Origin of the sequence: Alkalihalobacillus sp. FSL W8-0930, from assembly GCA_037965595.1 — a bacterium.
Lineage (GTDB): Bacteria > Bacillota > Bacilli > Bacillales > Bacillaceae_D > Alkalicoccobacillus.
On the sequence record CP150183.1, the window covers coordinates 485,520 to 505,269 of the forward strand.

At 42.6% G+C, this 19,750-nt stretch carries 18 protein-coding genes; 11 read left to right on the forward strand and 7 right to left on the reverse strand.

The genetic code is table 11. From position 1 onward, the window contains the following. Nucleotides 1-100: 100 nt before the first annotated feature. From NSQ54_02605 to NSQ54_02615, 3 genes are all read left to right on the forward strand, one after another. Nucleotides 101-517, forward strand: coding sequence for a DUF4188 domain-containing protein (locus tag NSQ54_02605; protein WYP27025.1), 417 nt, complete (start codon nt 101-103; stop codon nt 515-517). A gap of 74 nt (nt 518-591) precedes the next feature. After that, nucleotides 592-1,215 carry a hypothetical protein gene (locus tag NSQ54_02610; GenBank protein WYP27026.1) on the forward strand — a complete coding sequence of 208 codons (624 nt, stop codon included), beginning with the start codon at nt 592-594 and terminating at the stop codon, nt 1,213-1,215. A gap of 25 nt (nt 1,216-1,240) precedes the next feature. Continuing rightward, on the forward strand, nt 1,241-1,567 hold the full coding sequence (locus tag NSQ54_02615) for a hypothetical protein (protein ID WYP27027.1): 327 nt from the start codon (nt 1,241-1,243) through the stop codon (nt 1,565-1,567). 53 nt (nt 1,568-1,620) lie between these two features. Here the strand turns inward: NSQ54_02615 and NSQ54_02620 are convergent, their stop codons facing one another. After that, complete coding sequence (locus tag NSQ54_02620; protein WYP27028.1) at nt 1,621-2,736, reverse strand: NADH-dependent flavin oxidoreductase; 1,116 nt, start codon at nt 2,734-2,736, stop codon at nt 1,621-1,623. 248 nt (nt 2,737-2,984) lie between these two features. Between NSQ54_02620 and NSQ54_02625 the strand changes: the two genes are divergently transcribed. The 5 genes from NSQ54_02625 (at nt 2,985) to uxaC (ending at nt 8,143) form a co-directional block, all read left to right on the forward strand. After that, on the forward strand, nt 2,985-3,758 hold the full coding sequence (locus NSQ54_02625) for an ABC transporter ATP-binding protein (protein WYP28485.1): 774 nt from the start codon (nt 2,985-2,987) through the stop codon (nt 3,756-3,758). Then, nucleotides 3,733-4,554 (forward strand): ABC transporter permease, encoded by an 822-nt coding sequence (locus NSQ54_02630; GenBank protein ID WYP27029.1) that lies wholly within the window; start codon nt 3,733-3,735, stop codon nt 4,552-4,554. Before NSQ54_02625 ends, NSQ54_02630 begins: the two co-directional genes overlap by 26 nt. A gap of 15 nt (nt 4,555-4,569) precedes the next feature. Then, complete coding sequence (locus NSQ54_02635) at nt 4,570-5,583, forward strand: ABC transporter substrate-binding protein (protein WYP27030.1); 1,014 nt, start codon at nt 4,570-4,572, stop codon at nt 5,581-5,583. 264 nt (nt 5,584-5,847) lie between these two features. Continuing rightward, nucleotides 5,848-6,606 carry a DeoR/GlpR family DNA-binding transcription regulator gene (locus tag NSQ54_02640; GenBank protein ID WYP27031.1) on the forward strand — a complete coding sequence of 253 codons (759 nt, stop codon included), beginning with the start codon at nt 5,848-5,850 and terminating at the stop codon, nt 6,604-6,606. Nucleotides 6,607-6,724: 118 nt separating this feature from the next. After that, entirely contained in the window at nt 6,725-8,143 is a 1,419-nt protein-coding gene (uxaC, locus tag NSQ54_02645; protein WYP27032.1) for a glucuronate isomerase, read from the forward strand. Nucleotides 8,144-8,191: 48 nt separating this feature from the next. On the opposite strand, the gene pelA is transcribed toward uxaC, so the two are convergent. Then, the gene (pelA, locus tag NSQ54_02650) at nt 8,192-9,202 is read right to left on the reverse strand and encodes a pectate lyase (protein ID WYP27033.1); all 1,011 of its coding nucleotides are present in this window, start codon (nt 9,200-9,202) and stop codon (nt 8,192-8,194) included. A gap of 207 nt (nt 9,203-9,409) precedes the next feature. Between pelA and NSQ54_02655 the strand changes: the two genes are divergently transcribed. Then, a complete protein-coding gene (locus NSQ54_02655; protein ID WYP27034.1) occupies nt 9,410-10,903 on the forward strand; it encodes an altronate dehydratase family protein in 1,494 nt (497 codons plus the stop codon). Nucleotides 10,904-10,911: 8 nt separating this feature from the next. Continuing rightward, nucleotides 10,912-12,387 (forward strand): tagaturonate reductase, encoded by a 1,476-nt coding sequence (locus NSQ54_02660; protein ID WYP27035.1) that lies wholly within the window; start codon nt 10,912-10,914, stop codon nt 12,385-12,387. Between the two features lie 475 nt (nt 12,388-12,862). Here NSQ54_02660 and aguB read toward each other — a convergent pair whose 3' ends face one another. Beyond that, nucleotides 12,863-13,735, reverse strand: coding sequence for an N-carbamoylputrescine amidase (gene aguB, locus NSQ54_02665; protein WYP27036.1), 873 nt, complete (start codon nt 13,733-13,735; stop codon nt 12,863-12,865). Continuing rightward, complete coding sequence (locus tag NSQ54_02670; GenBank protein WYP27037.1) at nt 13,732-14,763, reverse strand: agmatine deiminase family protein; 1,032 nt, start codon at nt 14,761-14,763, stop codon at nt 13,732-13,734. Before NSQ54_02670 ends, aguB begins: the two co-directional genes overlap by 4 nt. Nucleotides 14,764-14,957: 194 nt before the next feature. Between NSQ54_02670 and ltaE the strand changes: the two genes are divergently transcribed. Then, a complete protein-coding gene (gene ltaE, locus NSQ54_02675; GenBank protein ID WYP27038.1) occupies nt 14,958-15,995 on the forward strand; it encodes a low-specificity L-threonine aldolase in 1,038 nt (345 codons plus the stop codon). A 53-nt stretch (nt 15,996-16,048) separates the two neighbouring features. Here ltaE and NSQ54_02680 read toward each other — a convergent pair whose 3' ends face one another. The 3 genes from NSQ54_02680 to NSQ54_02690 all read right to left on the reverse strand — a co-directional run bounded on the left by NSQ54_02680 (nt 16,049) and on the right by NSQ54_02690 (nt 19,708). Continuing rightward, nucleotides 16,049-16,762, reverse strand: coding sequence for a TasA family protein (locus NSQ54_02680; GenBank protein ID WYP27039.1), 714 nt, complete (start codon nt 16,760-16,762; stop codon nt 16,049-16,051). A 1-nt stretch (nt 16,763) separates the two neighbouring features. Next, nucleotides 16,764-17,303, reverse strand: a complete 540-nt coding sequence (locus NSQ54_02685) for a signal peptidase I (GenBank protein ID WYP27040.1) — start codon at nt 17,301-17,303, stop codon at nt 16,764-16,766. 92 nt (nt 17,304-17,395) lie between these two features. After that, nucleotides 17,396-19,708 carry a S8 family serine peptidase gene (locus tag NSQ54_02690; GenBank protein WYP27041.1) on the reverse strand — a complete coding sequence of 771 codons (2,313 nt, stop codon included), beginning with the start codon at nt 19,706-19,708 and terminating at the stop codon, nt 17,396-17,398. Nucleotides 19,709-19,750: the final 42 nt, after the last annotated feature.

The following is a 19,750-nucleotide window of genomic DNA, read 5'->3' on the forward strand; positions in this document are numbered from 1 at the left end:
TGACAAACCGACGGTCGGTACTTTAATCTAAAACCGACCGTTGGTTTGTTTAAGATTATCTTGCAAAGAGATTAAAGTCAAATGGATAGGAGTGGGCAATGTGAAATGGAATGAAGGAAGAGTGAAACCTGAAACTGATCAACCCATAACAATCTTTGTGATAGGAATCAAGATTAATAAGTTTTGGGCCGTGCATAAGTGGTTTAAGACATTTATGGCGATGGGACCAATGCTTACTGAACTATCCAAGCATAAGCAGGAGTTAGGCTTTTATCACTCAGAATTCAATTTAACCTGGCGCGGGGTAACACTGATTCAGTATTGGAAATCAGAAGAGGCGCTCATGAGTTATTCCAGGTCGCCTAAACATTTGCAGGCATGGAAACACTTTAACCAAAGAGTAGTTGCTGACTACAGCATTGGTATTTTCCATGAGGCATACAACGTTCCGGCTCATCAGTATCATTCTATTTTTGTTAATATGCCAGAGATGGGTTTAATGAAGGTACCAAGATAAGATGAATTCAACGTGTACACTAACTAATTTCTGGGAATGGGTAAGCAGAAGCAAAGGAAGCGAGGAGAGATGGGATGAACACTCGGGTCGGTCTACTGTTTACTGGTTTCTTACTGATAGGTTTAGTGGCGTGCGGAGACAATGATCAAACGGATACTTCAAATGAAGAGAATGAGTCAGGTGACGAAACGGTTGTTCAAGAGCCAGCCATTGAAACCGATGCGGATCAAGAGGATGATGAAGAATCGGATGTTGCTGAAAGTGACAACGAAGGGGAAGAGGAAGAAGGCCATTCTGATGTTCAAGAGCTTAAGAGATTCGATTCGAGCGAAGAACGAGAAGCTAAGACCACCAAAGAAGATGAATATGTAGAAAATGGTTTGTTTGTCGGTGGTGAGATTACGGATGGCAAGGTCATTGATGATATGAATCATGGGATGCATGATGGATTTGAACGGCTTGTACTGGATGTCTACGAAGGAAATTTTCAAGAAGTGAGAGGCCAAGCTGAGATGCCTAATTATTTTGAAGTAGCACTGGAATACTATCCTGCGAGGCTTGTTTATACCTTAAATGGCATTCGTGATCAGGCTGACGAATTTCCGAGTTTTGACGAGTCTACTCTTTTTTCTTACATGGATATACTTCCTGTTTTTGATGATTCAGCGATGATACTTTCTTCTTATTTTAATGAATGAAAGCGTTGAATATGAAGTGTTTGAAATGCATGAGCCAGGAAAAATTGTTACGGATGTTCGATTGGTTGATGAGGATGAGCACCCTTCTGTATTTTCTGTGAGGACGAGGTCCATTCTTCCGGATGAAGAGACAGTGGAAGGGATTCAGCATTTTCTGAGCGATCTAGATTTCACTGAAAATGAACACGTACGAACCATTCATTCCACAGATGAAACGCTGTTTGTGGAAGAAGGATATTACCGGACAATGATAGAAGCTGAGGAAAGAGTTGCAGAGCTTCAAGATGGTTTGGACTTTGATCTTTATATTGAAGAGCGGGGGATGTTTGATCTACCTGAAATCATTGAATAACCAAAAAAGCGAGTGCCCTAATCAAAACGGGCACTCGCTTTTTCGTATGAAGTCTATTCCTCAAAAGGTACCCAGCCACGGGCATTCATAATTAAATTCCAAAGTGGTTCTGGCAGTGTATAGGTTTCTTTTTTGCTAATCTTGATTACTGTTTGGATGTTGGCTTCTTCGCCGTTCTTCACCATGTTCACCCAGTTAGGCTCGATGAGTAGCTCTCTTCCCATGGCTACAAAGTCCATGCCTTCGTCTTCTAGTACAGCTACTGCTTGAGCGGGTGTATGGACAGAACCAACACCAACGAGCGGTATTTGTTCCCCAATGCGTTCTTTAATGAGGCTAAGTCTGCTTCTTGTTTCATCTGCACCTCTGCGTGCTTTTGAATGAGCTTCCATGAGAGAGACATGGAGATAATCAAGTTCTTTTTGTGCGAGCGCATCAACAAGTACAAAGGTATCCTCCATTGTTAAACCAGGTGTTTCCGGTTCCTCAGGAGAAAAACGATAGCCTACTAAAAAGCTCTCCGCGTTTGCTTTAGCTACTTCGTCTTTCACTGCATCAACAATAGCTAAAGGGAAAGCCAGTCGATCGGATGCGGACTCGCCGCCCCACGCATCTGTTCGTTTATTTGTATGGGGTGAAAAGAATTGTTGAATTAAGTAGCCATTGGCACCGTGGATTTCTACCCCGTCAAATCCTGCTTTAATGGCTCTTGTTGTTGCTGCCGCAAATCCTGCGATGATTTCTTTCACCTCTGCATCCGTTAGGCCACGAACCCCCTTTTCAGGAATATCGCTTGCACTTAATACATCTCCATTGGGTACTAGATCTGTTGGACATTGCAAGCCACCGTGATGAATTTGAATCACAGCCTTTGCGCCTTTTGCATGAATCGTCTCAGCAAGTCTTTTAAGCCCAGGGATGTGTGCATCATCATAGATACCTGGCTGACCTGGAAATGCCTTCCCGTTTTCGTGAACATTGGCACAGGCTGTTATGACGATTCCTGGACCATCCGAACGTACAGAAATATAAGGAAGCTCTTGCTCTGCAATCGTTCCGTCATCATTTGAACTATAATGTGTCATCGGTGCAACCATGATTCTGTTCTCTGTTTGTACACCGCTTTTGAATGTAAATGGTTCAAAAAGAGGTTGATAAGCTGATTTCATCTTCAACATCCTTCTTTCATTAGTTATATGGGTTTCTTGATCAGTTTAGGTGGTTAACCGATTCTCTGCAAAGTATCTGCTCATGTTCGGATATATGACAGTATATTTGCTTTTTTTCTTGAAATCCTTCATCTATCGAGGGCATTTGCATAGGATAAAGCACCTGAATATCTGTCATGACTATAGAAATCAAACGATACAAGCATCGAACTGGGAGGTGAACGCACGTGAAATTACGTATTCAAGAGTTGGGAAATTCATTTCATAAGGATGGCCAGATCACAGAGGTATTAAAACCGGTCAACCTGCAAATAGAGAAAGGCAAGTTTGTCAGCGTACTTGGTCCGAGTGGATGTGGGAAATCTACACTTTTTAATATCATTGCAGGACTGACCACACCAACGTCCGGTGATGTGCTAGTTGATGGCCAAAGTATTCTCAACAAAAGCGGTCAGGTCGGTTACATGCTTCAGAAAGATCTACTTCTGCCGTGGCGTACGATTATCCAAAATGTCATTCTCGGACTTGAATTAAAAGGAATGAAGAAAAAAGAAGCGATTCAAGAAGCACAACCTCTTCTTGAACGCTACGGGTTAAAAGGATTTGAGAACCATTTTCCGAGTGAATTGTCAGGTGGAATGAGACAACGGGCGGCTTTATTACGAACGTTCTTGTACGATGCTGACATCATGCTATTAGACGAACCGTTTGCAGCGCTTGATGCTCAGACAAAAGGTCAAATGCAGTCCTGGCTCCTTAAAATGTGGGCTGATGTGGAGAAAACAATCATGTTTGTCACACATGATATTGATGAGGCTATTTTTCTATCAGATACGATCTATGTTCTATCTGCAAGACCAGGATCCATTAAAGCAGTGATTGACGTTGAGCTTGAGCGTCCCCGCCACAGAGAAGATCTACTAACGGATGAATTTCTAGAGATGAAACGAACACTCTATCATCTACTCTCGCAAGAAGAAAAGGAGGGACAGTCTATTGAACGCGGTAAACAATCAGAATAAAAAGGCGGGTGAAGGACAGGAAGGATCGGGCAAGTGGTTCTCGTTTTATACCATACTAGGACGATGTCTAGTTGGCATCCTTTTGATAGCTGGCTGGGAGCTAGGTGTTCGTTTCGGTTTAGTTGATTCATATTACTGGAGTTCACCTACGGTTATCTTAGAAAAAGGCTGGTTCCAATTAACGGAAAGCACATTGATTCAAGATCTGCTGTTCACATCTGGGGCTACTATCTATGGATTTGTACTTGGCACAGTTATTGGAGCAATGATTGGTCTTTCCTTCTGGTGGTCAAAATTGTATGCGGCGATTAGTGAGCCATACTTAGTTGCCTTTAATGCCATTCCAAAATTAGCACTGGCTCCCGTTCTTGTAATTTTAATCGGTATAGGGTTCTCCTCAAAGGTCGTACTCGCTTTTAGTATGACGGTGATTGTAACAGCACTTGCCGCGTATAGCGGCGTGAAACAGATCGATCCGGACATGGAGAAGCTACTATATACGCTAGGGGCGAAAAGGCGACATGTTTTTTCAAAGGTAGTTATTCCTTCTTCCTTGCCTTGGATTATTAGTAGCCTGCGGATTAATATTGCGCTTGCTCTGGCCGGAACGATTGTCGGTGAATTTATTGCATCTAGAGAAGGAATTGGCCGCATGATCCTATATGCAGGGCAAATCCTCGATATCGATTTGGTTTGGGTTGGTGTAACGGTGCTTTCACTACTGGCCTTATTTATGTATTGGTTTGTCGGACTAATTGAACGATGGCTACTTAAAAAAATTGGGCAAAAAGCTTAAGGGGGTATGGAACCGATGCGAATCCAATCATTTAAAACAAAAGCAACGATTGTATTAATGGCTGTGTCTGGATTACTACTTGCTAGCTGTAGTGGGAGTAATGAAGCTGAACTCGAGAAGGTATCGATTGCTGAGCCGGCACATCTTACTGGATATTTACCATTATATATTGCGATTCAGGAAGGGTACTTTAAAGAAGAAGGTCTCGATGTAGAAATGGTTACAGCTGCTGGAGGAGCTCATGTTACATCACTTGTCAGCGGAGAGGTATGGGGGAACATTGCTGGACCTGACTCAAATGAGCTTGCAAATGATGGGAGTAGTGATCCAATTGTCGCCGTAGCAAACGTTGTGAACCGGGCGAATGTCTATTTAATGGCTGAAAAAGGAACACAGCCTGCTGGAGATAGTGATGAGGACCTTGCTGCTTTTATTATGGGGAAAAATATTGCCGCAAGCAGATACGGAGGAAGTCCAAATCTGTTAACACGATCACTATTCATCGATCTTGGCATTGATCTGGAGAACGACGTAACACTTGAGGAGCCGGCGGATGTAACGGCGGTTATTGCTTTAGTTGAACAAGGAAAGTCTCAAATAGCTAATGGAGCAGAGCCGACGATTGCTGAAGGAATCAACAAAGGTATCTGGGAAGAGCCGTTCTTTGGATTTCCTTCACTCGGAGATTACCCTTACTCTGTAATCAGTGTAAAGCAATCAACGATTGACGATGACCCAGAACAGGTTCAAGGCTTTGTTCGAGCAATCTTACGTGGACTCGAAACCGTATACGAAGACCCGGAGCTTGCTGAAGAAGTACTACGGAAAGAATTCCCGACACTTAGCGACGAACAAGTAGAAGCCACACAAGCCAGAGCATACGCGGATGAGCATTGGAGCAAAGACGGAATCATCACAGAAGAAGCACTAGCCAAAACAATGGATATCCTAAAGAAAACAGGCATCTACGACCAACCATACTCCTACGAGAAAATGGTGGATATGCAGTTTGTTGAAAAGAATGAATAACTAAGAATTTAACTTTGGAATAAACATTGGCAAATGGTTCTATAACTGAATCATTTGCCATTTGTGGTTTTTAAATTAAACAAGCGGAATGAGAATCCGAGACTCCTACAGAAAATTACGCGGTGAAGACTCTGTAGCGGATAAGTTGCTCAGATATATTTTTAATGCCTATTCTAGGACAAGCTATTCTACAAAAAAGTTGTTTACTAATGTTCGTTTTTGTTCGATAATAGAAATAGAACGTCCGTTAAAAGGAGAATACACATGTTGTCATTAGAACGTCACGAAAAGCTATTAGCATACCTCGATAAGCATAAAGCACTCAAGGTATCTGTAGTTAGTGAACTACTTAACGTCACTGAAAAAACCATTCGTTTAGATCTAGAAGAACTAGAAAAACGCCACTTACTGCAACGGGTACATGGCGGTGCGGTCATTCGCCAAGACCAAAAACGACTATTCCCTGAAAAGGAACGTCAGTCGAGTCACCAAAATAAAAAGGCCGATATTGCCAAAGCTGCACTAAAAACAATTGAACCAAATGAAGTGATCCTGTTAGACGGAGGCAGTACCACCTATGCACTTGCAGAGCTATTAGGTGAGTTTCCACTAGCTGTCATTACAAATGATATTGAGATCGCTCATGTACTCTATGCAAAAGAAAACATTCAATTGACAATGCTAGGTGGAACACAGCTTGGAGCGACCACTTCCTTGTTCGGAAACCAGACCATTGAAGCCTTATCCCATCTCTATGTTAGTCGATTATTTCTTGGGACAACGGGTGTATCCATTCATCAAGGACTAACTGTACTTAATAGCTTTCACTATGATTGGAAGAGTACAGTGATCAAACGGGCGAGACATGTCACACTACTTGCCGACTCAACCAAGTTTGAGCAAACAGGCTTGATGACGTTTGCGACGCTTGATCAATTAGATCAGATTATAACGGATTCTGATCTGGATGAATCGATCTACCAGGCATTTAAAGAGCGCGTACCTCAAATCGAGTTAGCTTAAAATGAAAGCATTGTAGTGTAAGCGCCAACATGATATAATCAAACCAAATCGAACGGATTCGAACAATTGTAATCTATAAATCTTCGAAATGCGTTCAACCTTTGAAGGAGAGATACTGATGATTACCACTGGTAAAGCGTTCATTCACGATGACTTTCTACTATCTAACGAGCCAGCTAAGAGGCTCTACCATGAATTTGCAAAAAATCAACCAATCTTAGATTATCACTGCCACGTATCTCCACACGAAATTGCTGATGATCGTCGTTATAACAATATTGCAGAAGTCTGGTTACACGGGGATCACTATAAATGGCGGGGCATGCGTGCTCTAGGAATTGATGAAGCCTATATCACGGGTGAAAAGAGTGACAAAGAGAAGTTTCTAAAGTGGGCTCAAGCAGTGCCTAATACTATCGGGAATCCCCTTTATCATTGGACGCATCTGGAACTAAAGCGCTACTTTGGGGTTGATGAGCTCTTAAATGAACAGTCTGCAGAGCGTATCTGGACTCAAGTAAATGAACGTTTGCAGGATTCAAATATGAGTACACGTGGCATTATCAACCAGTCAAACGTAAGTGTGATCTGTACTACAGATGATCCGATAGATTCCTTAGAGTCACACAAAAAGTTGGCCGCAGAGAACGGAGACTTTAAAACGGCAGTCTACCCTGCTTTCCGTCCGGATAAAGTTTTAGCCATCAATACTGACTTGTTTAAAGGGTATGTCGAGAAACTAGGAGCAGCAAGTGATTTAGACATTAGTTCGTATCAGGATCTACTTAATGCACTAGAGAAAAGAGCAAATGTCTTCCATGAAGCGGGCTGCCGTTTATCTGACCATGGAATTGATACGATTCCGTACACAAGTACATCAGAATCGGAAGCAGGAGCTGTTTTCCAGAAAGCATTAAACGGAGAAAGCGTAACGCCTGAGGAAGAGCTTTCTTATCAAGCATACACGATGCAATTCCTTGGTCGTCTTTATCACAAATTAAACTGGACGATGCAGCTACATTTAGGTGCCGCAAGAAATAATAATACGCGCATGTTTAATCAACTTGGTCCGGATACTGGATTTGATTCCATGGGTGATGCACCAATGGCTGTTTCCCTTAATGGATTCTTAAATGAACTTGAAAAAACAGATCAGTTACCTAAATCGATCATCTATACAGTGAACCCTATTTATAATGAAGTCATTGCATCAGCTATTGGCAACTTCCAATCTAGTGGAGCACAAGGCAAGATTCAATTTGGGTCTGGCTGGTGGTTCAACGATCAGAAGGAAGGTATGCTTAAGCAGCTTAAGGACCTTTCAAGCATTGGAATCTTAAGCACGTTTGTAGGAATGTTAACAGATTCAAGAAGTTTCCTTTCTTACACAAGACACGAATATTTCCGTCGTGTGCTATGTGACTTAGTTGGAAGCTGGATTGCGGCAGGAGAAGCACCTGAGGATTATGAGTGGATTGGAGCAATGATTGAAAACATCTGCTACAACAATGCTGAGCGTTACTTTGAATTAGGGTAAGTGAAGAAAAAGGTCTGCCACATAAGAATGACAGACCTTTTTTTGAATCTATTTGTTAAGTACACGCTCTGGCCAGTTACCAGCCCAAGCATATCCGTACCGTCTTTCTTGTTCAATCTCCATGATTTTGTGACGAATAATACCGTCTCTACCAGAGAAAATAGGGCGATTTGTACCAATCTCGTAGAATCTATACCATGTCTGTGCACCTTGTTCATTAAAGAAGTGAGGTTCTACTCTTCTTTCATATCTCGTATTCTTTACTTTTGCCTTTTCAAACCATCTTAGTGCGTTGTTAACCGCATTTTTCACTTCAGGTGTTTGGTCAGGTCGTGATTGAAGCCACTCAACGACACCGACTGATTCGTCGGCAGAGATTGATACATGTTCGTAAGCTCTACCAGGCATAGGTTCATAGGTTTCAGGATGGTGCTGCTGGCCCCATGCAGTTGGTTTTCCTTGAGCAACAATTTGAGACTTGAGAATGTAATCTAGTCCAAGATCAATGGCGTCAAAGAGATCAGCGCGTAGCTCATCACTTCCAAAGTCACCATCAAACGGTGCTTCTTGATTAGCGATTTGCTCCATGACTTCAAGGACATTGATCATCGCCTGGTCATTAAACGTTACGTAGTTTGAATACCAAACGTTATCAGATGGGCCAGTCCCACGTTCGGGATAGACTTGAGTGATTCCACCACTTTCATATTGAAGCTTAAACAAAAAGTCAATCGCTGCGTTAGCACTGTCTAGGAAACGCTGATCGCCAGTTAGTTGATACGCCTCGGCAACCACTAACAACTCAGAGACTGTTGCATCATTATCAACTGTTCCAAGTTCTTGTCCATTAGATATCCAAACCGATCGTGGCTCACTACCATCCCAATCGCGAGTGTAGATATGAGGTGAATCTTTTGTCCAGCCTCCGTGCTCCATTTGCCAAGTTAATAGGTGTTCAGCTTGAGTCACTACATCGTTTGCTTTCGCATTGGAGGGAGTAAACAATCCGAGCAAAATAACCAGTACAAAAATAGGGGAGAGGAATTTAATTTTTTTCAACAGGGTCACTCCATTCTTCTTTTTTGTTGGTATGAAACAAATCTACCGTTTCCCTCCTTTAGTATTGATATAATATAGATTAATAGTAAGCGCTTTCATAAATCAATCATAATGTCGTAAAACGATTCCATTCAAGTGAAATGTGCGTAATTTTGTCAGAAAAAACTTGGGAAAATTCAGATCATATGTTGAAAGGGGTAATAAGAGATGGATCATATTATTGTAAATGAACATGATCACGTGGTTGTTGTTTTGCGTGATTATCAAGCAGGAGAACAGCTTCAATTAGACAACGAGTCAATCACTCTACTAGAAGATGTAAAACGAGGGCATAAGGTAGCGCGGGAAGATATTAAGAGTGGAAGCCCTGTACACAAGTATGGTTTTCCAATTGGTTTTGCAACCACAGACATTAAAAAAGGTGCCTGGATTCACACACATAATATTAAAACTACCCTTGAAGGAACACTTAATTACAACACGTTTACGCCAAACGAAGTGGCTGTAAGTACAAGTGAACAAGTAAGTCCAAAAACGTTCCAAGGGTATGTACGTAAAAATGGAGACGTTGGTATTCGAAACGAAATTTGGATTGTTAATACGGTTGGCTGTATCAATAAAACGGCTGAAGTCCTTGCAAGACAGGGAGATAAGATGAATTTTGAAGGTGTAGACGCTGTTTCTCACTTTCCTCATCCGTTCGGCTGCTCACAGCTAGGGGACGATCTTCAGGCAACACAGAAAATCCTAAGCAATCTAGTAGCACATCCAAATGCAGCGGGTGTTCTTGTACTCGGACTCGGCTGTGAGAACAACTATATTGATGCATTCAAGCAAGTCATTGGAGACTATGATCCAGATCGCGTGAAATTTTTAAGTGTACAGCAAGTTTCAGATGAACTAGAGGCAGGCATGGACTTAATTGAAGAATTAGCAACCTATGCGGCTACATTTAAAAGAGAATCCATTCCTGTATCTAAGCTAAAAGTAGGCTTAAAATGCGGTGGCTCTGATGGTTTATCGGGTATTACAGCGAACCCACTTGTTGGAACCTTCTCTGATAAATTAATCTCGCATGGCGGCTCTACGGTCTTAACAGAAGTACCGGAAATGTTCGGAGCAGAAACAATTCTAATGGATCGTGCAGCTGATGAAGAAGTGTTCACAGGCATTGTTGATATGGTAAACGGATTCAAGGATTACTTTATTCGTCACGACCAAGTTGTCTATGAAAACCCATCACCAGGTAACAAAGAAGGTGGAATCACAACACTAGAAGAAAAGTCTCTGGGCTGTGTTCAAAAAGGTGGATTCGCACCTGTAGTAGACGTTCTTCCGTACGGTGGTCGCTTAAAGAAAAATGGTCTTAGTCTACTTCAAGGACCAGGAAACGATCTTGTCTCCGTAACAGCATTAGCTGCATCAGGTGCTCATATTGTTCTCTTTACAACAGGTAGAGGAACACCGTTTGGCGGACCTGTTCCAACAGTGAAAATGTCAACAAACACACCGCTCTTTGAAAGAAAGAAAAACTGGATTGACTTTAACGCAGGTGAACTGGTTCAAGGGAAGAAAATGGATGATTTATCTAATGAATTATTAGATTACGTATTAGAACTAGCGTCTGGTGATGTGAGAACACACAATGAAAAGCACGGATTCAAGGAAATTGCGTTGTTTAAAGATGGAGTTATTTTATAAAGGAAAGGGTGAGAGGTTTGGAGTGGAAAAAACTATCAAGTGAACATGTTAATCAACCAGCAAATCAACCAAAGGAAACCATCGTTCAAGTAGGGGAAGGAAACTTTCTTCGTGGCTTTGTCGATTGGATGATTCATCAGCTTAACGAAAAAGGTTTGTACGATGGGAAAGTGGTGGCCATTCAACCGACGCCTCATGGAAAGGTTGTACCAAAGCTAAATGCACAGGATGGACTCTATACCTCTGTGTTAAGAGGAGTGGAAAACGGAGAAACCGTAAACCGTGCCGAGCTCATTCAATCAATCTCAAGAGGAATTGACCCTTACAACAACTGGTCAGAGGTACTCGAGCTTGCTAGATCACCTCATATTGAATTTATGTTCTCTAATACAACAGAGGCTGGCCTGACGTATCATCAAGAAGCTTTCGATGAGAGCAGCTCTCCCTTATCCTTTCCTGGAAAAGTTGTTGCTTTCTTATACGAACGCTATAAAGCCTTTGATGGAGATACAGAAAAGGGGATTACACTCATCCCGTGTGAGCTTGTTGAAGGAAACGGAGATCTATTAAAAGAGATTGTCTTAAAACTCATTAAAGACTGGAATCTATCAAATGACTTTAAACAATGGGTAGAAGAAGCAAATCTCTTCTGTAATACACTTGTAGACCGTATTGTTACAGGATTCCCTCGTGGGGAGGAAGAAGACTTCAGAGAACGTCTAGGATATGATGATATTCTTTTAACAGTCGGAGAGCCATATCACTTGTTCGTTATCGATGCACCAGAGCATGTGGCGAAAAAGCTTCCATTTGATCAAGCTGGATTAAATGTGAAGTGGGGCGACACGACTCCATACCGCGAGCTGAAGGTACGCCTGTTAAACGGGACACATACAATGATGTTTGCAGCCTGCTACTTATCAGGAGTAGATACCGTTTATCAATCGATGACAAACGAAAAGCTAGCAGCCTTTGTGAAGGATGGGCTATTCAATGAAATCCTTCCAACGGTTGATGCGGACGATGAAGAGAAAGAGGCGTTTGCAACGTCTGTCCTGGAACGATTCAGTAATCCGTTTCTAGAGCACCAGCTAACAGATATCGGGATGAACCCTCTTTATAAATTTAAAACAAGAGTTGTGCCAAGCTTACTCGCTTACGTGAATAAGTTTGTCGATCTGCCAGAGAAGCTCTCCTTCAGTTTAGCTGCACTCCTTGCCTATACAAAACCAGTCGGCAAAGAAGGAGCCTTCCTAGCAGGAGACAGAGACGGCACACGTTACGTCATCCGTGATAATGAAGAAACGTTAACCTTCTTATCAGACGTATGGGCAGCTTATGATGCCAAAGAAGCAACGCTCGAAGAAACAGTCTACAAGCTGTTAGCGAACGAAGCCATCTGGGGAGAAAACCTCACTCAAGTCGAAGGACTGACTAAAAAAGTCGCTTCAGACCTTGAAAAAGGAATTCATTCACTTGTGTAAAACGAAAAGAACCAGTCGAGAATTCGACTGGTTCTTTATTTAGTGAGAGATTGAGAAGTCCTACCAAGAAATCTGAGTAGAATACCAAGATCCGGGCACGTTACCAAGAAGAAATCCATAATGGCAAGATCCCTAACCTTGATACCAAGAAACTTCGCCATCCCACCAAGCCCACAGCATGTCCAAGCAAGAGCACCCCTTCGATACCAATACTAATCTCCAAAGCATCAAGAAAGAAGCTTCTTGAACCAAGAAGCACTCTTTTAATAAGAGGAAAAGGGAACAAACCAAGAAGCACGCTCCAAATACCAAGAGCCATGCGCGTTAACAAGAAGAAATTCAGAACAATAAGACCCCTAGCCCGGATACCAAGAAACTTCGCCATCCCACCAAGCCCACAGCATGTCCAACCAAGAGCACGCCCTCGATACCAAGACCAAACTCCAAAGCATCAAGAAAGAAGCTTCCCATTTAATTATTCCAAATGTCCATCATGCGTCGTTAACACGCGGTACAGGTCCGGACGACGATCGCGGAACAAACCCCATTCCACGCGTTGCGCTTCAAGCTGTGCTAGATCAAAGTCTGCATACAAGATTTCTTCTTGATCACGACTGGCTTCTTCAATGACGGCTCCGGTTGGGCCGGCGATAAAGGACGATCCGTAGAAGGTAATGCTTGAATCCTCATCTGTCTCTACTCCAATACGGTTAGAAGCGATCACTGGAACAAGGTTTGTAGCAGCATGACCAAGCATACACGTTTGCCAATGCTGCTTGCTATCTACACTTGAGTCCTCGGGCTCGGAACCGATCGCTGTTGGATATAACAGAATTTCAGCTCCCTGTAGAGCCATTGCGCGTGCAGCTTCTGGGAACCACTGATCCCAGCAGATGCCTACGCCAATTTTTCCGACGCGAGTGTTCCATACTTTAAAGCCAGTATCACCCGGAGTGAAGTAGTATTTCTCTTCGTAGCCTGGTCCATCAGGAATATGACTTTTACGATAGATGCCGAGTATCGTTCCATCTGAATCAATCATGGCGACAGAGTTATAGCGTGCCGTGTTTTTCTTTTCATAGAAGCTAATTGGCAGCACGACACTTAATTCTTTAGCAAGCTTTTGAAAATGTTGGACTGCTGGGTTTTCCTCAAGTGTCGTTGCATAAGCGTAGTAAGCTGGCTTTTCCTTTTGACAAAAGTAAGGTGTTTCAAAAAGCTCTTGTAGCAAAATCAGGTTAGCCCCGTTTGCTGCAGCTTCTCGCACAAGCTTGTCCGCCCGTGCAATATTTGTTTGAACATCTGCATCACAGCTCATCTGTGTAGCAGCTACTTTAATTGTACTCATTTGGAACTCCCTCCTGAGGGAACTTGTTGGGTTGTGCAATGCACATTCCCACCCTCTGCAATAATAGCCATTCCGTCAATGGTGCGGATGGTACGATCAGGAAAGGCTTGTTGTAAAACTGATTCAGCTTTTTTATCATACTCACTTGCGTCACCACCAAAAACAGGCAGGATCAAACCATCGTTTACCAGATAAAAATTAATATAACTTAACGTAAGGCGCTCCCCGTTCAACTCACGATAGGGAGGCTGCTCAATCTGAATAACTTCAAATGAACGACCGGCTGCGTCTTTTTCGTTTGAAAGGATGCGGAGATGTTCTTGACTACGCTCATAGTTTGGGTCGTTTGGATCGTTACAAACCTGCAATAAGATTTTACCTGGTGCAGCAAAACACGCAACATTATCCACATGTCCATCTGTTTCATCGCCCTCAAGTCCAAGAGGAAGCCAAACAATCTTGCTTACGCCGAGTAGCTGCTGTAGGTGTTCCTCCACATCAGGTTTACTTAAATCAGGGTTACGGTTGGGATTAAGCAAACATTCTTCTGTTGTAAGCAATGTTCCTTCGCCGTCTACATGAATACTTCCACCTTCTAGGATAAGCGGTGCATCAACAGCTGGAACCTTCATAAAAGAAAGAAGGGCAGGCGCAACTTCATCGTCAAGATCCCACGGTTCATATTTCTCTCCCCATGCATTAAATCCCCAGTTGATACCAACCAGTTGATTGTCGCCATCGCGAACAAATGTCGGTCCGTTATCTCTTAACCACGCATCATTATGTGGTAATGAAACAAGTTCAACGGGAGCATGTGTAAAGCGAGAAGCAACGGTTTCCTCGTCTTCTGGATTGACCACAACGAGGACGGGCTCAAACTCGCTGATAGCAGTAATTAATTGTTCGTACCCGTTACAAACTTCTGCATAGTGGTCCGGGTAGACCATTGAATCTTTTACCGGCCACGCAATCATCGTTCGTGCGTGATGTGCCCACTCAGCAGGCATGGTATAGCGATTATTTATCATCTATGTTCACTCATTTTCATTAGAATTTTTTCTCGTTCTATCATACTCTAATTCAATTAATAAAGAAATATAGGGAGCCGCCCAATCATGTCTAATTCAAAAACGTTCTGTTAATCATCTGACAAATGCCTCAAAAACGTGAGTGAACGGTGCTATACTTAAATCAGAATAATGAAGGCAGGAGTGTTGTGTACATGATTGATCTTCGAAGTGATACGGTCACAAAGCTGACAGATCGGATGAGGCAGGAAATGTTTGAAGCGGAGGTTGGGGATGACGTTTATCGTGATGATCCAACGATGAAAAAGCTTGAAGAAATTGCAGCTGAGATGCTTGGTAAGGAAGAAGCCCTTTTTGTCACGAGTGGAACACAAGGAAATCAAATTGCTGTACTTGTACACTGTTCACTTGGTCAGGAGATCATTCTAGAGGAAGGGTCTCACATCTTTAGATATGAAGGAGGAGCGACCTCTGCTTTTGCTGGGATCCAGCCTTTCCCGGTAAAAGGGGAAAGGGGTATCATGAGTGCGGTTGATGTAGAAGCAGCCATTCGTGGCTCAGATATTCATGAAGCCGAAACGGGATTAATCTGTTTAGAGAATACACATAACCGGGCAGGCGGAACGGTTATGTCACCTGAAAAGATGAAGGAAATCTTTGAGGTGGCTGCGCGTTATAACCTTCCAATCCATCTGGATGGAGCGAGATTAATGAATGCATCCGTTGCTTTAAAACGTCCGATGACTGATTTCACGCAATACGTGACGACGGTTCAGATCTGTTTATCGAAAGGATTGGGGGCGCCAGTAGGATCCATCATTGCAGGAAGCTCGGAGTTTATTGCGAAGGCTAGAAAATGGAGAAAACGATTAGGTGGTGGTTTGCGCCAAGCGGGTGTCTTAGCTGCTCCTGGTATTGTTGCGCTCACAGAAATGGTCGACCGATTAGAAGAGGATCACGAGAACGCAGCATGGTTGGCTGAACAGATTCAATCGATTCCAAGCTTAAACGTGGCTTCTGAAGTGGAGACAAACATCTTAATGATGGATGTGTCTGAAACGGGTTTAACTTCTAAGCAATTTGTAGAAAAGTTGAAGGAACACGGCGTACTCGCGAATCCATTTGCACCAACTATTGTACGTCTGGTTACGCATTATGATGTATCAAAAGAAGATATCCGCCAAACGGCAAAAGTCCTTGAGAATATTGTTGCACGTAACGCGAAGGCATAAATAAAAAGCAGAAGCCTCTCAGTAAAAGAGCTTCTGCTTTTCTTTATCGTGCCTTATTTTTCTGCGCCTTCGTCTATTTGCTTAGCAACAACATCTAATGTAGCTGAGTAAGCTAATCCCTGGTATTCGTTTCCAGCGTTCTCATCTAGTTTCACACCAAAGTTAAGATCGATGTACTGAGATTCATCTAGCTGCCAGAATTCGTTTGTCGAACCAGTTAGAGCACCGTCACCAATTAAGAATCCACCACTGCTCACAGCCCCTTCGCTGAAGGCTCTGAATTCAGGAGCTTCCACTAATCCACTTACTACTTCAGCACCCTCTGAAAGTTCAGCAATCGCTGCTTGAGTTTCCACTTCATTCGTAACACCATCAAACAACTCCTGAAGCTTTATTTGGCTAGCCTCAAGCACATCACGACTTGGCTGAGATGTGTATTTGATTGCTATGTAACCCACTTTAAATGAAGAGATATCAACATTTTTATCAAGCTCATGAGAGAACTGAACTTCAAGGTTTGTATCCATACTACCTGTGTTCTCAAGTGTTAACCAGTCACCGAATACAAGATTAGATGGAGCGAACCCGCTGTAATTAACGATGTTCTCTTCAATGTTATTTCCATTATTAATCTCAAGCGTACCCGTTTGTAGTTGACCGGTTGCTTGAATTTCTGATGTGAACCAAGAGTATGAACCAAGCCCTGCTCCTAATACCAATGCACCTGCTACAGCTGTTCCGAGTAATGCTTTTTTTGTCTTTTTCATGTTAAATGGCCTCCTCGTTTTTGTTTGCTTTTGGTTTCGATAATCGTTCATAGACGGTGATCCCGACAAAGGCTACAAGTGGAAGAACAATAATTAGTCCAAAGCCAATGGGTTCTGAAAGAAATCTTGATAAGAAACCTAGCTTTGGAATCGAAAAGAGCACCTTTCCAATCACTTGTCCTTCTTGCACTGGCTCTGCATCAACCATGTTGTTGTTATCACCTTTAGTTGTGAAGGAGAGCTGATTTTCTTGGTTGTTTGTTTCAGTAATTCTATGCGTCACTCGATTACCTTCAGGTGTTCCGAACGTAATGATGTCGTTTTGCTCGAGATCATTTGCCTGTGTTTGTTTTATAAAGATGACATCACCCTCACTAAACTCAGGCTGCATACTATTTGAGAGTATCGTCAGGGCGGAAAAGCCAAAGAGGTTGGGAGTACTCTCACTTTGCTGTTGACTTTGAATAAAGACAAACAGTACTCCTAAGCAAAGGAGTCCAACAAAGGACTTAATAACGAACGAAACTGTTCGTTTAAACATAAATGGACCTCCTGTCTGTAAGAGCAACAGCTATAAAAGAATGGTGGAGGGTGCTTGTACACAAGCACTCCCCATTCTCTTGTTCATGCATATTAGTTAGTGATACCGGCAGCAAATGGAATACGGTAGCTTTCCTCAGCATCTGCTTGGTTTGTTATGTTGATGTAGCCTTCATATGCTCCTGCTTCGGCCGTTTTAGGGCTAACAAAGAAGAAGTTTTTCGAAACGGTTGTCCCAGCAGGAACCACAACCTTCTGTGGTGCTTGGACGGTTACACCATTTAACGAAGCATCTTTAGAGCCGCGGAATCCAACATGATGGTCAAATTCAACCGTGAATGTTTTCTTTTCAGCGCTCGTGTTTTTAAATGTAACGGATTGAATTTCGCGTACATTTTTGCCATTTGTAGCTAGAGCACCGTAGTTAAGAGCTCCTGTTAGATCTCTAATCTTTGTTACTTCGTTGTTCTCATTTAATGTTTCGGTTTCACCCTTTACTTGAATCAGCATTTCCGACTCAATTGCAGCAACTGGGTCAATTTGACCTGCGCCAATCTCAAATACACTGTAGTCAAGGCTCATAGGGTTTGCCGTATTCATCAGTGTTGTTTTTAGGTCAGCTGGAGTCAGTTCAGATTTTACTTCAAGAAGTAGGGCAGCCGTTCCAGCAACATGTGGAGCTGACATCGATGTGCCCGATTTTCGACCATAAGCAAATTCGTATTCTCCGATATAGTCAGGTCCATTCATATAAGTAGGAACAGGTGATAATGTATTAACACCTGGTGCACTTACTTCTGGTTTAATAGCAAATGAACCATTCACTGGTCCACGCGAGCTGAAATCAGCTAAAACGCCACCGGCCGTTTGAGATTCAGAACGATCTCCAAATGTAAATGTGCTATCTTCTGTGATCGCATCACGTAGCGCAATCCCATCTTCATACGTTAAAGAGAATCCAGCGACAAAGTTTACACCTTCACCAAAGTAGTTAGGGATGTGACCTCCGCCTGCGATGTTATTGTAAATAATAATGGCCTCAGCACCAGCGGCTTTAGCGTTTGCGATCTTATCAACAAAAGCAAGATCTCCACGTGCAACAAGAGCAACCTTTCCTTGGGCGTCTACTTGATTAAAGTCATTAACAGAACCTAGATTCGCGTAGACAATCTCATATTCCCCGGCTTCTAAAGCATCAAAGTCAGTATCAAAGCCACTTGAAATATTTACAAGTCCAGCAGAGAAATCATCATTTAAATAGCCTGTAAAGTCAGTGAACACAAGCGGAACATCATTTGCACCAACAGTAATGGCAAGTGGAGATGTACCAGGTGAACCAAGAGTGTACATTCCATCTCTACCACTGTTTCCAGCAGATACAACAGCTGTAACGCCACTTAGTACAGCATTATTTACAGCAACGCTTGTTGGGTAAAGTGGATCGTTAACACCTGCACCTAGTGAAAGGTTGATAACATCCATTCCATCTTCAACCGATTTTTCAATTCCTCCAAGAACATCTGCTGTATAACCCGATCCGTAAGGACCTAGAACACGGTACGAGTAAAGATCAGCATCTGGTGCAATCCCAGTTGTTGCGTAATCAGACTCGTTCTCGCCTTGACCAGCAATGGTGCCAGCTACGTGTGTACCGTGAGATGTATAATAGGAGTTTCCGTTCGCATTAAATTCAGGCATTCCAGATGCTAACCAATCATCATATGTTGTTTCTTGAGCATCATCGTCGTTATCAACGAAGTCATAACCACCTTTGTAAGCAGCGGCAAGATCCGGGTGAGTATAATCAACCCCAGTATCAATGACACCAACTTTTACTCCTTCTCCGGTTATTCCTTCAACATGTAATCTGTCAACACCTAAGTATGGAACACTATCAGCCATGTAAGGCTCTATCGCTTCTTCTAATACGGTTTCATCAAGTACGGGGTCTATTAATTGAACTTCATCATTCTCCCAAACGCTTTTAACACCTTCTACCTCGCTAAGTGCTTCTAATTGATTTGCAGGTAATTCAATGGTAAAACCATTAAAAACCGTTTGGTACGTATGGGTAATCGAATAAGAGGACTCGATCGTTGATAAATCCTCCTCAAACTCATCCTGAGAAGCTTCTACTTGAGCTTTCGCACTCGCTTCTGATAGAGTTTCTCCTTTTTCCTCGGCTTCTGCTATGGCTAGTTGCTCAGGAAGCTCTTCAAGTTCAACAATGACAGAGACTTTCTCATCACTATTCAGGTTAATCTCGTCTGACACTTGTAATGAAGCGGCCTTCTCCTCAGCACTAGCAAGTTGTGGAGTATAAAGCCCTCCAAACACAAGTGTTGTAGATAATGCAGATAAGACCATGACATTCCAAGGCTTGCTTTTTTTAAGATTTGTATTCAATCACATAGCTCCTCTCAAAACTAGTTTTATGTTATGGAGAGT